Source organism: Streptomyces cathayae (assembly GCF_029760955.1).
Classification (GTDB): Bacteria; Actinomycetota; Actinomycetes; order Streptomycetales; family Streptomycetaceae; genus Streptomyces; species Streptomyces cathayae.
Genome location: NZ_CP121682.1, coordinates 3,701,780 through 3,718,202 on the forward strand (window position 1 = coordinate 3,701,780; position 16,423 = coordinate 3,718,202).

General features: G+C 72.4%; 15 protein-coding genes. 4 read left to right on the top strand and 11 right to left on the bottom strand.

Features of this window, described 5'->3' with window-relative positions:
* Positions 1 to 91 precede the first annotated feature (91 nt).
* A complete protein-coding gene (locus PYS65_RS16740) occupies positions 92 to 1,945 on the bottom strand; it encodes a S9 family peptidase (protein WP_279334749.1) in 1,854 nt (617 codons plus the stop codon).
* A 221-nt stretch (positions 1,946 to 2,166) separates the two neighbouring features.
* Between PYS65_RS16740 and PYS65_RS16745 the strand changes: the two genes are divergently transcribed.
* The gene (locus PYS65_RS16745) at positions 2,167 to 2,985 is read left to right on the top strand and encodes an SURF1 family protein (RefSeq protein WP_279334750.1); all 819 of its coding nucleotides are present in this window, start codon (positions 2,167 to 2,169) and stop codon (positions 2,983 to 2,985) included.
* A 46-nt stretch (positions 2,986 to 3,031) separates the two neighbouring features.
* On the opposite strand, the gene PYS65_RS16750 is transcribed toward PYS65_RS16745, so the two are convergent.
* The 9 genes from PYS65_RS16750 to PYS65_RS16790 form a co-directional block, all read right to left on the bottom strand.
* Positions 3,032 to 4,576, bottom strand: coding sequence for a hypothetical protein (locus tag PYS65_RS16750; protein WP_279334751.1), 1,545 nt, complete (start codon positions 4,574 to 4,576; stop codon positions 3,032 to 3,034).
* Positions 4,573 to 5,247, bottom strand: coding sequence for a SigE family RNA polymerase sigma factor (locus tag PYS65_RS16755; protein ID WP_279334752.1), 675 nt, complete (start codon positions 5,245 to 5,247; stop codon positions 4,573 to 4,575). Before PYS65_RS16755 ends, PYS65_RS16750 begins: the two co-directional genes overlap by 4 nt.
* A gap of 392 nt (positions 5,248 to 5,639) precedes the next feature.
* A complete protein-coding gene (locus PYS65_RS16760; protein WP_279334753.1) occupies positions 5,640 to 6,695 on the bottom strand; it encodes an aspartate-semialdehyde dehydrogenase in 1,056 nt (351 codons plus the stop codon).
* Positions 6,695 to 7,972 (bottom strand): aspartate kinase, encoded by a 1,278-nt coding sequence (locus PYS65_RS16765; protein ID WP_279334754.1) that lies wholly within the window; start codon positions 7,970 to 7,972, stop codon positions 6,695 to 6,697. The genes PYS65_RS16760 and PYS65_RS16765 overlap by 1 nt, the downstream gene beginning before the upstream one ends.
* Before the next feature lie 248 nt (positions 7,973 to 8,220).
* Positions 8,221 to 8,553, bottom strand: coding sequence for a helix-turn-helix domain-containing protein (locus PYS65_RS16770; protein WP_279334755.1), 333 nt, complete (start codon positions 8,551 to 8,553; stop codon positions 8,221 to 8,223).
* Entirely contained in the window at positions 8,553 to 8,930 is a 378-nt protein-coding gene (locus PYS65_RS16775; protein ID WP_279334756.1) for a cupin domain-containing protein, read from the bottom strand. The genes PYS65_RS16770 and PYS65_RS16775 overlap by 1 nt, the downstream gene beginning before the upstream one ends.
* Positions 8,931 to 9,081: 151 nt before the next feature.
* Positions 9,082 to 9,741, bottom strand: coding sequence for a DUF5063 domain-containing protein (locus PYS65_RS16780; protein WP_279334757.1), 660 nt, complete (start codon positions 9,739 to 9,741; stop codon positions 9,082 to 9,084).
* Entirely contained in the window at positions 9,734 to 10,333 is a 600-nt protein-coding gene (gene recR / locus PYS65_RS16785) for a recombination mediator RecR (RefSeq protein WP_109377195.1), read from the bottom strand. Before recR ends, PYS65_RS16780 begins: the two co-directional genes overlap by 8 nt.
* A gap of 58 nt (positions 10,334 to 10,391) precedes the next feature.
* Positions 10,392 to 10,733, bottom strand: a complete 342-nt coding sequence (locus PYS65_RS16790) for a YbaB/EbfC family nucleoid-associated protein (protein WP_279334758.1) — start codon at positions 10,731 to 10,733, stop codon at positions 10,392 to 10,394.
* 290 nt (positions 10,734 to 11,023) lie between these two features.
* Between PYS65_RS16790 and PYS65_RS16795 the strand changes: the two genes are divergently transcribed.
* Positions 11,024 to 11,770: an SLATT domain-containing protein gene (locus PYS65_RS16795; protein WP_279334759.1), complete on the top strand. Its 747-nt coding sequence runs from the start codon at positions 11,024 to 11,026 to the stop codon at positions 11,768 to 11,770.
* Positions 11,771 to 11,797: 27 nt separating this feature from the next.
* On the opposite strand, the gene PYS65_RS16800 is transcribed toward PYS65_RS16795, so the two are convergent.
* A complete protein-coding gene (locus PYS65_RS16800) occupies positions 11,798 to 13,885 on the bottom strand; it encodes a serine/threonine-protein kinase (protein WP_423836160.1) in 2,088 nt (695 codons plus the stop codon).
* A gap of 304 nt (positions 13,886 to 14,189) precedes the next feature.
* Here PYS65_RS16800 and PYS65_RS16805 point away from each other — a divergent pair, with 304 nt between their 5' ends.
* Together PYS65_RS16805 and PYS65_RS16810 are read left to right on the top strand one after the other, a co-directional pair.
* Positions 14,190 to 15,545, top strand: coding sequence for an aspartate aminotransferase family protein (locus PYS65_RS16805; RefSeq protein ID WP_279334760.1), 1,356 nt, complete (start codon positions 14,190 to 14,192; stop codon positions 15,543 to 15,545).
* 149 nt (positions 15,546 to 15,694) lie between these two features.
* A complete protein-coding gene (locus tag PYS65_RS16810; RefSeq protein WP_279334761.1) occupies positions 15,695 to 16,402 on the top strand; it encodes a GntR family transcriptional regulator in 708 nt (235 codons plus the stop codon).
* Positions 16,403 to 16,423 lie beyond the last annotated feature (21 nt).

The following is a 16,423-nucleotide window of genomic DNA, read 5'->3' on the forward strand; positions in this document are numbered from 1 at the left end:
TCCCCGGGCCACAGCCCGGAAAGCGCCTCGCCCCTCAGCCGCCCCGGCCCTCCCCGCTCCTCCTCCCGCTCCCTGCCTGCTCCCTGCCTGCTCAGCCCTGCTTCCCCAGGTACCGTTCCGCGAAGTCCAGCTCCAGGCGTACCTGCTTGATCCGCTCGTCGACCACCAGGGAGCCGTGGCCCGCGTCGTAGCGGTAGACCTCGTGGGGGGCGTCGCGGGACTGGAGGCGGTGGACGTAGTTCTCGATCTGGCGGATCGGGCAGCGCGGGTCGTTCACCCCGGCCGAGATGTAGACCGGTGCCTTCACCCGGTCGACGTAGGTGATCGGGGAGGACGCCTCGAACCGCTCGGGAACCTCCTCGGGGGTGCCGCCGAGGAGCGTACGGTCCATGGCCTTCAGCGCCTCCATCTCGTCGTGGTACGCCGTGACGTAGTCGGCGACCGGGACCACCGCGATGCCCAGCGTCCACGCGTCGGGCTGGGTGCCCAGGCCCAGGAGGGTGAGGTAGCCGCCCCAGGAACCGCCGGTGAGGACGAGACGCTCCGGGTCCGCGAGGCCCGAGGTGATCGCCCACTCGCGGACCGCGGCGATGTCCTCCAGCTCGATCAGACCGACCCGGTGCTTCAGCGCGTCGGTCCAGGCGCGGCCGTAGCCCGTGGAACCGCGGTAGTTGACGCGGACCACCGCGTAGCCGTGGTCGACCCAGGCGGCCGGGCCCGCGGCGAAGGAGTCGCTGTCGTGCCAGGTGGGGCCGCCGTGGATGTCGAAGACCGTGGGCAGCGGGCCGCTCGCGCCCGCGGGCTTCTGGACCAGGGCGTGGATCCGGCCGCCGGGGCCCTCCACCCACACGTCCTCCACCGGCACCGAACCGGGCGACTTCATGCCCGGCGGGTCCAGGACGACCCCGCCGGCCGTGGAGCGGACCGCCGACGGCTGGGCCGACGACGACCACAGGTACTCCACGCTGCCGTCCGGGCGGGCCGTCGCGCCCGAGACCGTGCCGGGCGGGGTGTCGATCTCCAGCAGCTCGGGGCCCGCCAGGTCGTAGCGGAACAGTTCGCTGCGGGCCTCGAAGCTGTGCGCGATCAGCAGGCCCGTGCCGTCCGGGAACCACTCGGCGCTCACGTCACCCGGCAGCTCCAGGGCGAGGTCCGTCTCCTCGCCCGTCGCCACGTCCCACACCAGGGGCTCCCAGCGGCCGCGCCGCTGATGGCCGATGAGCAGCCGCGTGTCGCCGTCGAGCGGGGCGAAGCCCAGCACCTCCAGACCCAGTTCCTCGGTGCCGCCCTTGGTGTCGTCCAGTTCGGCGACCGGCGTGCCGTCGGGGCGCAGCACACGCAGCGCGGAGTGCATCGCGTCGCCGTGCTCCGTGTGCTCGAGGGCGATGAGCGAGCCGTCGTGGGAGAGGTCGCCGACCCCCGCCGACTCGCGGTGCCGGTAGATCTCCACGGGCTCCTCGCCGGTGCGCACGAGGTGGATCGTCGTACCGTCCTCGTCCGTGGAACGGCCCACGACCGCCGTACGCCCGTCCCGGGCGAGGGCGAGACCGGCCGGGTACGAGGCGTGCAGGCCCTCGGCGGCGAGTTCGTCGGGGCCGCCCGCGAACCGCTGCCGGCGCCAGACGCCGAACTCGTCGCCGTCCTTGTCGTCGAACCACCAGATCCACTCGCCGTCCGGCGAGAGCACGCCGTCCGTGGTCCCGTTGGGCCGGTCCGTCACCTGGCGCTGCTCGCCCGTCGACCGGTCCCAGGCGTACAGCTCGTACGTCCCCGTCGCGTTCGACACGAACAGGGAACGGTCGGGGGCGTCCTCCGCCCAGTCGGGCAGGGAGACCCGGGGCGCCCGGAAGCGCTTCTCCCAGTCGGGCATCCGCTCGCCCTGTCGTACTGGCTCGGTCCGGTCCGTCCGCCGCGCCGCTGCGCCGGACTCGTTGCTCTCAGTCATGGCCCCATACTGCCCGCCCCGGAGGGTGTCGCGCCGCCGAGGTCCCCAGCCTGTGGACAACCCGCACCGGATCTCCCCCCGGAGCCGGCTCCCCCGTCGCCGCCACGGGTCACCCCGGAGCCTCACCCGTCCCGGTGACCACGGGGCCGCGGGGGGGCGCGTGGAGCCTCGAGGGCCGCCCCGCGAACCGGTCTTTCCACCCGGCCCCGTACCGTAAGGGTGTGTACCGGTTTCTGCTGACGCCCCGCTGGTGGGGGATCAACGTCTTCGTGCTGCTCGCCATCCCCTTCTGCATCTTCATGGGTTCCTGGCAGCTGAGCCGCTTCGAGGACCGTGTCGACAGCCACCGCGGAGCCGAGGAGCAGGCCGCCGCCTCCCAGCAGGAGAAGGCCCGGCCGCTGGACACACTGCTGCCGGTGACCAAGGCGACCTCCGGCAAGCAGGCCACCACGAGCGGCCGCTACGAGGAACAGCTCCTCGTGCCCGACCGGAACCTCGACGGCGCACCCGGCCACTACGTCCTGACCCTGCTGCACACCGACCACGGCAAGGTGCTGCCCGTCGTCCGCGGCTGGCTGCCCGGCGAGCCCGACCCGGCCGGGGCGCCCGCGCCGCCGGACGGCGAGGTCACCGTCACCGGGGCGCTCCAGGCGTCCGAGACCCCCGGCAGCCACGGCGTCAGCGCCCGCAGCGGCCTGCCGGAGGGGCAGATCGCCGCGATCAGCGCGGCGTCGCTGGTGAACCTGGTGCCGCACGACATGTACGAAGCGTGGATCACCCTCAACGAGGGCGACGCGGGGATGCGGCCGGTGCCCGCGGTCGCGGCCGGCGGTACCGGGCTGGACCTCAAGGCGTTCCAGAACCTCGGCTACACCGCCGAGTGGTTCGCCTTCGTGGGCTTCGTCGTCTTCATGTGGTTCCGCCTGCTGCGTCGCGAGGTGGAGCTCGCCCGGGACGCGGAACTGGGCCTGGCCCCGGACGAGCCGCAGGAGCGCGAGCCGGAAGCGGACGAAAAGCAGTCCAGCCCGTCAGGGGTGTGACTCGGTGGTGTGACCGGACCGGGACGTCCGTCCCGGTCCGCCCGCGTCAGCTCGTCAGCAGCCCCGTCCAGTAGACGGTGCCCGCGCAGGCGTTGGCCACCGTGACGGTCGCCGTGCCCCCCGTCGCCGCGGTGTACGTCACGGTCACACTTCCCTCGACCGGGCCGTCCGCCTTGAGGAGCTGGGCCGCCGTTCCGGTGCTGCCGCCCGTGGACGTGCCGCTGTTGGTCGTGGGCTCCTCCTGCGAGGGGCTCGGGTCGGGCGTGGGTTCCTCGGTGTCGCCCCCCGTCTCGCCACCGGTCCCGCCGTCCGTGGGACAGGTCTCGGAAGGCACCCAGGCGAACTTCACGTCGTACGCCTCACCCGGCTTGAGCACCAGCGGCGCCGACTCCAGGGACGGGTCGGGCAGACCGGCCGCCGCGTCCCCCGCCACATGCCGGGCCGAGCCCACCTTGGCGGGGTCGGCCGCGCCCAGCGGAGCCGCGTTCACGCTTCCGGGCCCGCCGACGGTACAGCTCGCCGCGGACACGTTCGCGACCCGGAAGGAGCCGTAGACCGCACCGGTCGAGTCCGGGGCGACGCTGCTCGCGACGGCCGGTCCGAGCTGTGCGGCCGTGCAGGCGGTCACCCCGGTCGCCGCGCTCGACGAGGGGTCCGCCTTCTCCGGCTCACCCGTGCTCGAGCCGGGCCCCGCGCCCTTCTCCTTGCCCTTCTCGCCCTTGCCGTTCTTGTCGGTCCCCTCGACCTGGTTCGAGGTACCGCCCGCGGTGGTCTCGCCGCCGCCGGTCTTCTTGCCCTCGCCGGTGCTGCCCTCCGTCTCCGAAGCGTGGCCGATGGCGAACGGGTTGGCGTCCGAACCGGTGACGTTCGAGACGTGCACCAGGGCCGGGACGGCCGTACCGAGGAAGAGGGCCGCGGCCGCCGCGCCGACGAGGATCTGCCGCTTGCGCGCCCGGCGGGCGGGGACCGCGCGCTGCAGGTATTCCAGCGAGCCCTCGCGCGGCTCCATCTCACCCACCGAGCGGTGCAGCAGACTCCGCACGTCCAGCTCGTCCAGCTCGGCCGACTCGTCCAGCTCAGCCGACTCGGTCAGTCCGGCCGGCTCAACGGACTCGGCCGACTCGACCGGCTCGGCGGGCTCGATCGACTGATCCGACTCGGCGGGCTCGGCGAGACGGTCCGAGTCAGCCGACTCGACCGACCGGTCCGACCGACCCGAACGGTCCGAGTCCCTCAGCCGGTCCGAGCCGGTCGGCTCGGCGGAGTCGAGCCGCTCCGTGCCCTGGTCGGGCCCCTGTTCGGGCCCCTGGTCGTCCAGGCCGTCGTTCACAGTTCCGTTCCCAGCGTGCGATTGCTTCGACTGCTGCCCGGTCGGGAACACCAACCCACGCAGTACGCGCAGGCCGTCCCCGTCGGACGGTCCGGGACCGTCGGCCCCGGACACACGTTCGTCGGGCTCACGTTCCCCGGCCTCGGCCGCGCTCTCCCCGGCCGTGCTCTCCTCGGCCACCCGCTTCTCAGCCGCGCGCTTCTCGGGCCCGTCCTCCTCCGGCCCGCGCTCCTCGCCGCGGGTGCCCCTGTCGCCGCTCATGCCGACGCCCCCATGGACACCCGCAGCGCCGCGATCCCGCGCGAGCCGTACGCCTTCACCGAGCCCAGCGAGACACCGAGCGTCGCCGCCACCTGCGCCTCGGTCATGTCCGCGAAGTACCGCAGCACCAGCACCTCGCGCTGACGGCGCTGCAGCCCCTTCATCGCCTTGATGAGGGAGTCGCGCTCCAGCAGGTCGTAGGCGCCTTCCTCCGCGCTCGCCATGTCGGGCATGGGCTTGGAGAGCAGCTTCAGGCCGATGATGCGGCGACGCAGCGTGGAACGGGAGAGGTTGACGACCGTCTGACGCAGATACGCCAGGGTCTTCTCCGGGTCCCGGACGCGTTTACGGGCGGAGTGGACGCGGATGAACGCCTCCTGGACGACGTCCTCGCAGGAGGCGGTGTCGTCGAGGAGCAGCGCCGCGAGACCCAGCAGCGAGCGGTAGTGCGCGCGGTAGGTCTCGGTGAGATGGTCGACGGTCGTGCCGGCCGCCACGATGTCGTCGGCACCGCCGTCACGCTGACTCGGTATGCGGGCAGGCCGCGTCGCTGGCATCGGCGCGATCACCGGCATGCCACCGGACGCACCGGCCCTGCGGGGTCGGAGAGCCTGGCGGGGCGGGCGTAGAGCCGGGCCACGCGGCGTTGCGAAGTCGAGTACCTCAGCCACGCCAGTTGGACACACTTCCCCCCATGAAGGTTGTACGTGTCGCGCGTCACGTTTACCGCGCCCGGCGCCGGCCGACCGCCCTCCGTACCGGGCAGCACCCTCGACAGCACACCGAATGCCCTCATGTGTCCGCTCTTCCCCTATGCCTCATATGAACGGACGTCCCCACGTCCGGCTCCGGACGTCCCCACGCCCGGAAAGACCACCGCACCCCCACGCACCCGACAACAGGGGTGACCGCAAAGACGCTTCTCGCCCCACGCTCGGTTGCGTGGGGCGGGAAAGTAAATCTTCGGCTGTCGGCCGGGAAGGATCAAGAGGTCTGAACCATCCCGGTCGGATCGCACGGCGCACGAAGATCCTACAAAGCCCTCTCCGTGACCACGGATCATTTATGCCTCGGCCACCACCAGCTCGGCTGTCTGCACGCTGTTGAGCGCGGCGCCCTTGCGCAAGTTGTCACCGCAGACGAAGAGTTCGAGCGCCGTCGGGTCGTCCAGCGCCCGCCGTACCCGCCCCACCCACGTCGGATCGGTGCCGACGACGTCGGCGGGCGTGGGGAACTCGCCCGCGGCGGGGTTGTCGTACAGCACGACGCCGGGTGCCGTGGCGAGGATCTCACGGGCCGCGTCGACGGTGACCTCGTCCTCGAAGCGGGCGTGCACGGTGAGCGAGTGCGTGGTGATCACCGGCACCCGTACGCAGGTCACGGCGACCGGGAGCCGCACCAGGCCGAGGATCTTGCGGGACTCGTCGCGGAGCTTCATCTCCTCCGAGGACCAGCCGTCCTCGCGCAGCGTCCCGGCCCACGGCACGACGTTCAGCGCGACCGGCTCCGCGAAGGGGCCCGTGTTGTCCCCCACCGCCCGCCGTACGTCACCGGGGCCGGTCCCCAGCTCCGTACCCGCCACCAGGGACAGCTGCTCCCGCAGGGTGCGCACGCCCTCGTACCCGGCGCCGCTGACCGCCTGGTACGAGGAGACGACCAGTTCGCGCAGCCCGAACTCGGCGTGCAGCGCGCCCACCGCGACGATCATCGACAGGGTGGTGCAGTTCGGGTTGGCGACGATCCCGCGCGGGCGCGTCCGCACGGCGTGCGGGTTGACCTCGGGGACGACGAGCGGCACCTGAGGGTTCATCCGGAAGGCGCCGGAGTTGTCGACCACCACCGCACCCCGTGCGACGGCGACGGGCGCCCACCGCTCGGCGACCTCCTCGGGGACGTCGAACAGCGCGACGTCGATCCCGTCGAAGGCCTCCTCGGTGAGCGCCACGACCTCGACCTGTTCACCGCGCACGGTCAGCTTGCGGCCGGCCGAGCGCGGGGAGGCGATCAGCCGGATCTCGCCCCAGATGTCCGCCCGCTGGGACAGGATCTGGAGCATCACCGTGCCGACGGCCCCGGTCGCTCCCACGACCGCGAGTGCCGGCCGTCCGGACCGCCCCATCAGCGGCCGGTGCCCCCGTAGACGACGGCCTCGTCGCTGTCGGAGTCCAGCCCGAAGGCGGTGTGCACGGCGCGGACGGCATCGTCCACGGCGTCCTTGCGGGTGACGACCGAGATACGGATCTCGGAGGTCGAGATCAGCTCGATGTTCACGCCCGCGTCGGACAGCGCGGTGAAGAAGTCGGCGGTGACCCCGGGGTTGGTCTTCATACCGGCACCGACCAGCGAGATCTTGCCGATCTGGTCGTCGTAGCGCAGGGACTCGAAGCCGATGGCGTCCTTGTTCTTCTCCAGGGCCTCGATGGCCTTGGGGCCCTCGGTCTCCGGCAGCGTGAACGAGATGTCCGTCAGGCCCGTGGAGGCCGCCGACACGTTCTGCACGACCATGTCGATGTTGATCTCGGCGTCGGCGATCGTACGGAAGATCGAGGCCGCCTCGCCCGGCTTGTCCGGCACGCCGACGACCGTGACCTTGGCCTCGGAGGTGTCGTGCGCGACACCGGAGATGAGCGCCTGCTCCACCTTCTTGTCCCCTCGCTGAATCGGCTCACTGCTGACCCACGTGCCCGGCAGTCCACTGAAGGACGAGCGGACGTGGATCGGGATGTTGTACCGGCGGGCGTACTCCACACAGCGGTGGAGCAGCACCTTCGACCCGGAGGCCGCCAGTTCGAGCATGTCGCCGGTGGAGATCCAGTCGATCTTCCGGGCCTTCGGCACCACGCGCGGGTCGGCGGTGAACACGCCGTCGACGTCGGTGTAGATCTCGCACACCTCGGCCTCGAGGGCGGCCGCCAGGGCCACCGCGGTGGTGTCGGAGCCGCCGCGGCCGAGCGTGGTGATGTTCTTGCCCTGCTGGCTGACGCCCTGGAAACCGGCGACGATGGCGATGTTGCCCTCGTCCACCGAGGCACGGATCCGGCCGGGTGTGACGTCGATGATGCGGGCTTTGTTGTGGACCGAGTCGGTGATGACACCTGCCTGGCTGCCGGTGAAGCTCTGGGCGTTGTGGCCCAGGTTTTTGATCGCCATGGCCAGCAGGGCCATGGAGATCCGCTCTCCCGCGGTCAGCAGCATGTCGAGCTCGCGCCCGGCAGGCATCGGGGAAACCTGCTCGGCGAGATCGATCAACTCGTCCGTCGTGTCGCCCATCGCGGAAACCACGACGACCACCTGGTGGCCGTTCTGCTTGGCTTCCACGACCCTCTTGGCGACGCGCTTGATGCCTTCGGCATCGGCTACGGAGGAGCCTCCGTACTTCTGCACGACAAGGCCCACGTGCGCTCCTCGCTCATTCCGTCGTTGTCCCACGTTCTGCGCACATGTGCGCACACCGTGATCGGCTCATTCTATCGGGCACCCGAAAAACGCCTCGCCGATACCGCATCGTGAGACTCCCGGGCACCCGTACAGGAGGGCTCATGCCCCACCCGAAGCCCCCCACTCGGAAAAGCGACCCGCGTCACACCCTCACGGCCACCCCACGACCACGTCCTCCCGCCCCGTACCGGCGGCCGACGCCTCGGTCAGGCCACACCCGCCGTTCGGTCGCGGTACTCGATCGTCACCGTGATCCTGGCCCCGAGTGCCTCCGCGTACGTGCGCATGGACTCCAGGTTGTGGATCTCTCCCCGCTCGATCTGGGAGGCCCTGGCCTGGGAGATTCCCACCGCCGCGGCCGCCTGCGCCTGCGTCAGCCCTTGCTCCTCGCGGATCTCACGCAGGTGGTGACCCACCACGTAGGCCTCGGTCGCCGTACGCGCGGCCTGCTTGCGGGCCGCCCGTTCGGCGTCGGACACCTCGGGCTGGTTCTCCCGGATCCGGCGCTTGGCATCCGTCCAGCTGCTGTACCGGCTCATCAGGTTTCCTCGCTCTCTGCCACTGCGTAGCCGGGGACGGACGGCCAGCGGACGGTCAGTACCACCGACTCCTCCTCCGCGTACCAGGAGTGGTCGACTCCCCGCCCCCACACGACGTAATCGCCCTGCTCCTCCAGCAGGACGCTGCGGCCGGGAAGTTCCACCCGGAAACGGCCGCTGACGAGCACCAGGAGGGCTGTGCGTTCCTCGCCCCGCACCCACCGCACCCGCTCGTCGCCGCGGGGGTGGACACCCCACTTGATCTCCACGGCCTCGCTGTGGCGCGGATCGTCGAGGTCCTTGAAGTGCCCGAGGATCCAGCCCCGGTCCAGCGCCGCGTCCTTGCCCGCGTTGCCGACGTACACGCGGTCGTCCATGCCGCCCACCCGCTGCAAGACGTGAGCACTTCGGCCGGAACTGCCCCCATGGCGCTCATCTGAGCGGCGAAGTGACACCTTCCCGCCGATTGCTCACGTCTTCAGCGAAGAGGTCCCTCCCCCGCCCACCGTTTCGGGAACACCGGCTCCTTCATATGACCGGGCGCATGCCCAGGGGGGTGCCGATCTCCTCCGCCATGACCTTGCCCGCCTCGAACTCGAGGGTGTCGTCGCCCATGCCCTGGTCGGTGTCGAGGCCGTCGAGGGCGGGCAGGGGCTGGTCGAGGCGGACGTGGGCGACGACGGACTGGAGGGCGCGCAGGGTCGCCGACGCGGTGGAGCCCCAGTTGGAGAAGTAGGAGAACTGCCACCACCACAGCGCTTCGGTGGTACGGCCGGCCCGGTAGTGGACCATGCCGTGGCGGAGGTCGGTGATGACGTCGGTGAGGTCGTCGGAGATCCGGGCCGGGACGGGCGCCGTGCGGGGCTCGTAGGGGTCGAAGACCTCGGAGTAGACGTCGACCGGCTCCAGCAGCCGGGCGAGGTTCTCGCGGAGTTCGTCCACGTCGGCCTCCGGGCCCGGGTCGGGCTCGTACCGTTCCTCGGGGAGGATGTCCTCGTGGGCGCCCAGCCGGCCGCCGGCCAGCATGAGCTGGGAGACCTCCAGCAGGAGGAAGGGAACCGTCGAGTCGGGCTCGTCGCCCTTGGCGACCTCCGTGACGGCGACCAGGAAGCTCTCGATCTGATCCGCGATCTGGACCGAGAAGTCGTCCGGGTCCCGGTCGGTCGCGTGCAGCGTGGCGTCAGACATCTAGGAGTCGTCTCCCCTCGAAGGCCCGCCCGAGAGTGACCTCGTCCGCGTACTCCAGGTCGCCGCCCACCGGGAGGCCGCTGGCCAGACGGGTGACCTTCAGGCCCATGGGCTTGATCATGCGGGCGAGGTACGTGGCCGTGGCCTCGCCCTCCAGATTCGGGTCCGTGGCCAGGATCAGCTCGGTGACCGTGCCGTCGGCCAGCCGGGCCAGCAGTTCCCGGATGCGCAGATCGTCGGGGCCCACCCCGTCGATCGGGCTGATCGCGCCGCCCAGGACGTGGTAGCGGCCCCGGAACTCGCGGGTGCGCTCGATGGCCACGACGTCCTTGGGCTCCTCCACGACACAGATGACCGCGCGGTCGCGGCGGGTGTCACGGCAGATGTTGCAGAACTCCTCCTGCGCCACGTTGCCGCAGGTCGCGCAGAAGCGGACCTTCGCCTTCACTTCCATCAGGGCGTGGGCGAGACGCCGTACGTCCGTCGGCTCCGCCTGGAGGATGTGGAAGGCGATCCGCTGGGCGCTCTTCGGACCGACGCCGGGCAGCCGCCCGAGTTCGTCGATGAGATCCTGCACCACGCCTTCGTACAACGGACTGCCGTCCTTCCTGGTTTTCTTCAGTACGTACCGTAGAGGCCCGCGCCCCGTCTTAGAAGGGCAGACCGGGAATGCCGCCGCCGCCCAAACCCTGGGCCAGCGGGCCGAGCTTCTGCTGCTGGATGGTCTGAGCGTTCTCGTTGGCCGCCTGGACGGCCGCGACGATCAGGTCCGCGAGGGTCTCGGTGTCCTCGGGGTCCACCGCCTTCGGGTCGATCTTCAGCGCCCGGAGTTCGCCACCGCCGGTGACGGTCGCCGTCACCAGGCCGCCGCCCGCCTTGCCGTCGATCTCCGTCTGCGCGAGTTCCTCCTGCGCCTTGGCCAGGTCCTGCTGCATCTTCTGGGCCTGCTGGAGCAACTGCTGCATGTTGGGCTGGCCACCACCGGGGATCACGATTCAGCTCCTTGGTCGGTCCGTCCGTACGGGATTTTCCCGCTCGGCACGAGCCTACGTGGTCCGGGCGGCCGTCGCCCCAGCACTCTTTCGAGTGAGTCCCGGTCGGGCCCTCTACCTGATCACGGCCCTCTTTCGGGCGGAAGAGCGGCCGAACCCCCGACGCGCCCCACCCGTTGGGCGATAGGAAGGGCCGGGCACGTCCGCGCCGGACGTCGAGCAGACGCCGGGCCGGCGTCGAGCAGGAGTCGGCAGGAGTCGGCAGGGGTCAGGTCAGTAGGGAGTACGGGGTGGGTCAGCCGGAGATGCAGCCCGAGGACCGTCCGCAGGACGGTCCCGGCGAGGGGGCGGCCGGGCTGCGGCCGGGCGATCTGGCCGGGCGGGTGTTTCCGCTCGGGGACTGGGGCGAGCCCGCGCTCCGGCTGGACGAGCTGTACCGGTGGGTGGAGCGGGGGGCACTGGACACCGCCGCCTGGTACCTCGCGGACCGGGTGTGGAAGCGGCGCTGCGCGCGGGCCCTGCGCGCCGGGACCGCGGCGGGGACGGTCACCGGGGCGGCGCTGCTGCTGCTGGATCTGACCCGGGTGGCCGTCGGGGCCACTCCCTGGGGGTACCTGGCGCTGCTGCTGGCGGTCGCGTGTGCGGTCGCCGACCGGTTCTTCGGGGTGACGTCCGGCTGGATGCGGGACGTGGCGACCGCGCAGGCGGTGCAGCGGCGGCTCCAGGCGTTCCAGTTCGACTGGGCGTCGGAGTGCGTCCGTGAGGTGCTGGGACCGGCCGAGGGCACCGCGAGCGAGGCGGCCGAGCGGTGCCTGTCGGTGCTGCGGCGGTTCTCGGAGGACGTGAGCGAGCTGGTGCGGGCCGAGACGGAGGACTGGATGACGGACTTCCGCGGCGGGATCGTGCCACCGGGCGTCCGGAGGGCCGCGGCGGGCCCGGTCCGCCCCGATGCGGCCGCGCCGCACGGCCGCTTCCCCGCCCCACCGGGCCCGGCCCGGCCGAACATGCCCCGGCAGCGCCCGCCGGAGCCGAGGTGAGCCGAGGCAGGGGGACGGCCGGGTGTCTCAGTCCCGGGTGTAGACGAGCTGCTCGCCGTTGCTGGTGTTCACGCGCTGGAGGGAACCGTCGGGGCGGAGGGTGATCTCGGTGGCGGACCCCGGGGTGCAGGCGCTGCGCGGCTGGCCGACCGTCACGCTGGACGGGCCGATCCGCAGCCGGTCGCCGGAGCCCGGGGCGTCGGAGAGGCTGCCCTCGAACACGCAGTGGTAGGTGCCGTTGCCGGTGGGTCCGTCGGCGACGAGGGACATGACCGTGTCCCCCACCTCGCCCTGCTGGAGGGTCAGCGTGCGGGTGTGCAGGCCGCTCGCGTTGTCGATGGTCGTGGACCAACTGCCCAGGTAGCCGGTCGGGATCGCCCCGTCCGTCGGCGCGGAGGTGCCGGGCCGCGTCGGGTCGCCCGTGTCTCCCGCACCACCTGATCCGTCCGGGCCGGGCGAGGCCTTGCCGTCGGCGGTCGGGTCGGTGCCCCGGGACGTGTCGTCGGTCGCCGCGGTCGTGGGGTCGCCGCCGGCGCTGTTGCCGCCGTCGTTGCCGCTCATCAGCGCGTACACCGTGCCACCGGCGGCGATCGCGACGACCAGCGCGATGACGACGAGCAGCGCGGTGGAACGGTCGCTCCGCGGTGCCTGCGCCGGGCCGTACGGGGGCGGGGTGGAGCCGAAGGGCGGCGGGCCGTAGGGCGGGGTGGAGCCGGCGGCCCCGTAGGCGTTGTACGGGTAGCCGTAGCCGGGGGGCTGGGGGTGCTGCTGGGGATGGCCGTAGGCGGCGGGGGCCTGCCCCATCGCCGGGTTGCCCGGGTTGGGGCCCGGGGGCGGTGTGGTGCTCTGGCCGACGACCAGGGTGGGCAGGTGGTTCACCGGCGCCCCGTCACCGGGGGTGCCCGGCGCGGGCGGGGCGGGTGCGTGGGGCGGGGGCTCCGGTGGGGCGGAGGCGTCGGGGGCGGGGGCGTGCTCGGGGGTGGCGGCGGGCGCGGAGCCGTCCGGTCCGGGAAGCCCAGACGGCGTGGACGGTGCGGGGAGCGCAGCCGGTGCGGGCGGCCCGGGCGGTGCGGACGGCGTGGGCTGCCCGGCGGCCCCTGCCGCACCCGCCGCCGCTGCCGCCGCTGCCGGGGGTGCCGCCGCTGCCGGGAGTGCCGGGGGCGCTTCCGGGGCCTCCGCGTCCAGCAGCCGCACGGCGTGCCGGCCGAGCTGGGCGACCAGGGCGCCCGGCAGCCAGGGATCGCGGGAGCGGCCGTCGACGACGGTGTCCTCGGCACCGGTGCGCTCCAGGATCTGGTCGAGCGTGGGCCGCTGGGCGGGGTCCTTCCTCAGGCAGTCCCGCACCAGGTCGGCGAGGCCCTCGGGGACCCGGCCGAGGTCGGGTTCCTCCTGGGCGATGCGGAACATCAGGGCGTGCACACCACTGTTGGCGGTGCCGAAGGGAAGCTCCCCGGAGGCCGCGTAGGCGAGCACCGAGCCGAGGCAGAAGACGTCGCAGGCGGAGGTGATCCGGTCGCCGCGCACCTGCTCCGGCGCCATGAACCCGGGCGAGCCGACGAGCGCGCCGGTGCGGGTGAGTCCGCCGTCGGTCACGGTCTCCATCGCCCGCGCGATCCCGAAGTCGATGACGCGCGGCCCGTCGATGGTGACGAGCACGTTGGACGGCTTGAGGTCGCGGTGCACGATGCCGACGGCGTGGATGTCCTTCAGCGCGTGCGCGAGACCGGCGGCGAGAATGCGGACCGAACGCTCGGGCAGCGCTCCGTGGTCCCGCCCGACCACCTGCTGGAGGCTGGGCCCCGCGACGTACCCGGTGGCGACCCACGGCACCGGGGCCTCGGTGTCCGCGTCCAGCACCGGCGCGGTCCAGGCGCCGCCGACCTGCCGTGCGGCCTGCACCTCCTGGCGGAAACGGGCCCGGAACTCCTCCTGCTGGGCCAGCTCCTCGCGGACCAGCTTGACGGCGACGGTGCGTCCCCGGTCGGAACGGGCCAGGTAGACCTGCCCCATTCCGCCGGCCCCGAGCCGCGCGAGCAGCCGGTACGCGCCGATCCTCTCCGGGTGCCGGTCGCCCAGCGCCCCCGCCGCGCCGTCCCCCGGCCCGTGCATCTCCATCGTTGCGCCGCCTTCCCCCACAGTGAGCAACAGCCCGAGAATAGACCGGGCCGGGTCCGGAGTGACCAGGGCTTCGTCCACGGTTCCGTAACAGGAGGGCCCGGTTCGTCGCGCACGGCGGACAGGCGTTCACCGCGTGGACCGCCTGTGCGAACCCCGCCGCGCCGCACGCCTCCACCGCGCCGGTCGCCGGTCACCGGCTCCTTCGGTAGCGACGGCCGTCGACGCTCTGTCGCGGAAGGCGGCGGGCCGCGGACAGCCCGCCGATGTCGCGCGGCCGGTGCCACGGCCTACCCTCGGCGCCATGACTCCTCAGCCGAACCCCGAGGCCGGGGCCGCCGTGAAGGCCGCCGACCGTGCGCACGTCTTCCACTCCTGGTCCGCGCAGGAGCTCATCGACCCGCTCGCCGTCGCCGGGGCCCAGGGTTCGTACTTCTGGGACTACGACGGCCGGCGCTACCTCGACTTCACCAGCGGCCTCGTCTACACCAACATCGGCTACCAGCACCCGAAGGTCGTCGCCGCGATCCAGGAGCAGGCCGCGCGGATGACGACGTTCGCGCCCGCGTTCGCCGTCGAGGCGCGGTCGGAGGCGGCGCGGCTGATCGCCGAGCGGACACCGGGCGACCTCGACAAGATCTTCTTCACCAACGGGGGCGCGGACGCCGTCGAGCACGCCGTGCGCATGGCGCGGCTGCACACCGGGCGGCCCAAGGTGCTCTCCGCGTACCGCTCGTACCACGGCGGCACCCAGCAGACCGTGAACCTCACCGGTGACCCGCGCCGCTGGGCCTCCGACAGCGGCACGGCCGGGGTCGTGCGCTTCTGGGCGCCCTTCCTGTACCGCTCCCGCTTCCACGCCGAGACCGAGGAGCAGGAGTGCGCGCGGGCGCTCGAGCACCTGGAGGCGACGATCACCTTCGAGGGGCCCGCGACGATCGCGGCGATCATCCTGGAGACCGTCCCGGGCACGGCGGGCATCATGCCGCCGCCGCCCGGTTACCTCGCCGGGGTGCGTGCGCTGTGCGACACGTACGGCATCGTCTTCGTCCTGGACGAGGTCATGGCCGGGTTCGGCCGGACCGGCACGTGGTTCGCGGCGGACCTGTACGACGTCGTGCCGGACCTGCTGACCTTCGCGAAGGGCGTGAACTCCGGGTACGTGCCGCTCGGCGGCGTCGCGATCTCCGGGGCGATCGCCGACACGTTCGGGAAGCGGCCGTACCCGGGTGGGCTGACGTACTCCGGGCATCCGCTGGCCTGCGCCGCGGCCGTCGCGACGATCGAGGTCATGGCCGAGGAGGGCGTCGTCGAGAACGCGGCGCGGCTCGGCACGTCGGTGGTCGGACCCGCGCTGCACGAGCTCGCGGAGCGGCACCCCAGTGTGGGCGAGGTCCGCGGGGTCGGCATGTTCTGGGCGCTGGAGCTGGTACGGAACCGGGAGACCCGGGAGCCGCTGGTGCCGTACAACGCGGCCGGCGAGGCGAACGCCCCCATGGCCGCGTTCGCGGCGGCCGCGAAGGCGGGCGGGCTGTGGCCCTTCGTGAACATGAACCGCACCCATGTGGTGCCGCCGTGCAACACGACCGAGACCGAGCTGAAGGAGGGCCTGGCGGCACTGGACTCGGCCCTGTCGGTGGCGGACGAACACGTGGAGTGACCTGACACCCCGTGCCCGCCGGGGCCCGCCGAGGGCTGCCGGCCCCGGCGGGCACTCGAACAGGTTCGGGAGAAGTGAACGCGTAAGGTGGCGGAACCGTGCACAGATGTGTGCACGTCATTCGAACGCGATGAGGGAGACGCCCGACCATGCCCGGCACCAGCGGCAACGGTGCGGTGACCCGCAGCACGCTGCGGCAGCAGATCGCCGACGCGCTCCGTGACGAGGTGCTGGCCGGGCGGCTCCAGCCGGGGCAGGAGTTCACCGTCAAGGAGATCGCCGACCAGTACGGGGTGTCCGCGACCCCGGTGCGGGAGGCGCTGGTCGACCTGTCGGCGCAGGGACTGCTCGACGCCGACCAGCACCGGGGGTTTCGGGTGCAGGAGTACTCCGTCGACGACTTCCGCGACATGATCGAGGCCCGCGGCCTGGTGATCGACGGGATGTTCCACGCCCTGACCTCCCCCGACGGACGCCTGGCCTCCCTGCGGCCCGAGGAGCCCCGGGTCGCCGCCGCGCTCGCCGGGGTCCGGCGGCGCGGCGAGGAGGCGCAGCGGTCGGCCCTCGCCGGGGACCTCACCGTTCTGATCGGCTACGACCTGCGTTTCTGGCGCGAACTCGGGGCCCTGTTCGGCAACTCCTACCTCACCGCCTTCCTGCACCGGCTCCGGGTGCAGACCTGGGTGTGCGCGGTGCAGCATCTGCGTCGGCTGCCCGATCTGCGGGGACGGCTGTGGTCCGAGCACACCGATCTGGTCGATTCCCTGTCGCGCCGCGACACCGCTTCCGCGCGCGCGATCATCGACTCGTACAACGCCCACTCCCTGAGCCTCGTCGAACGGCTCCCCCCGGACTGAGCGGACCGAGCGGGGCCGGGG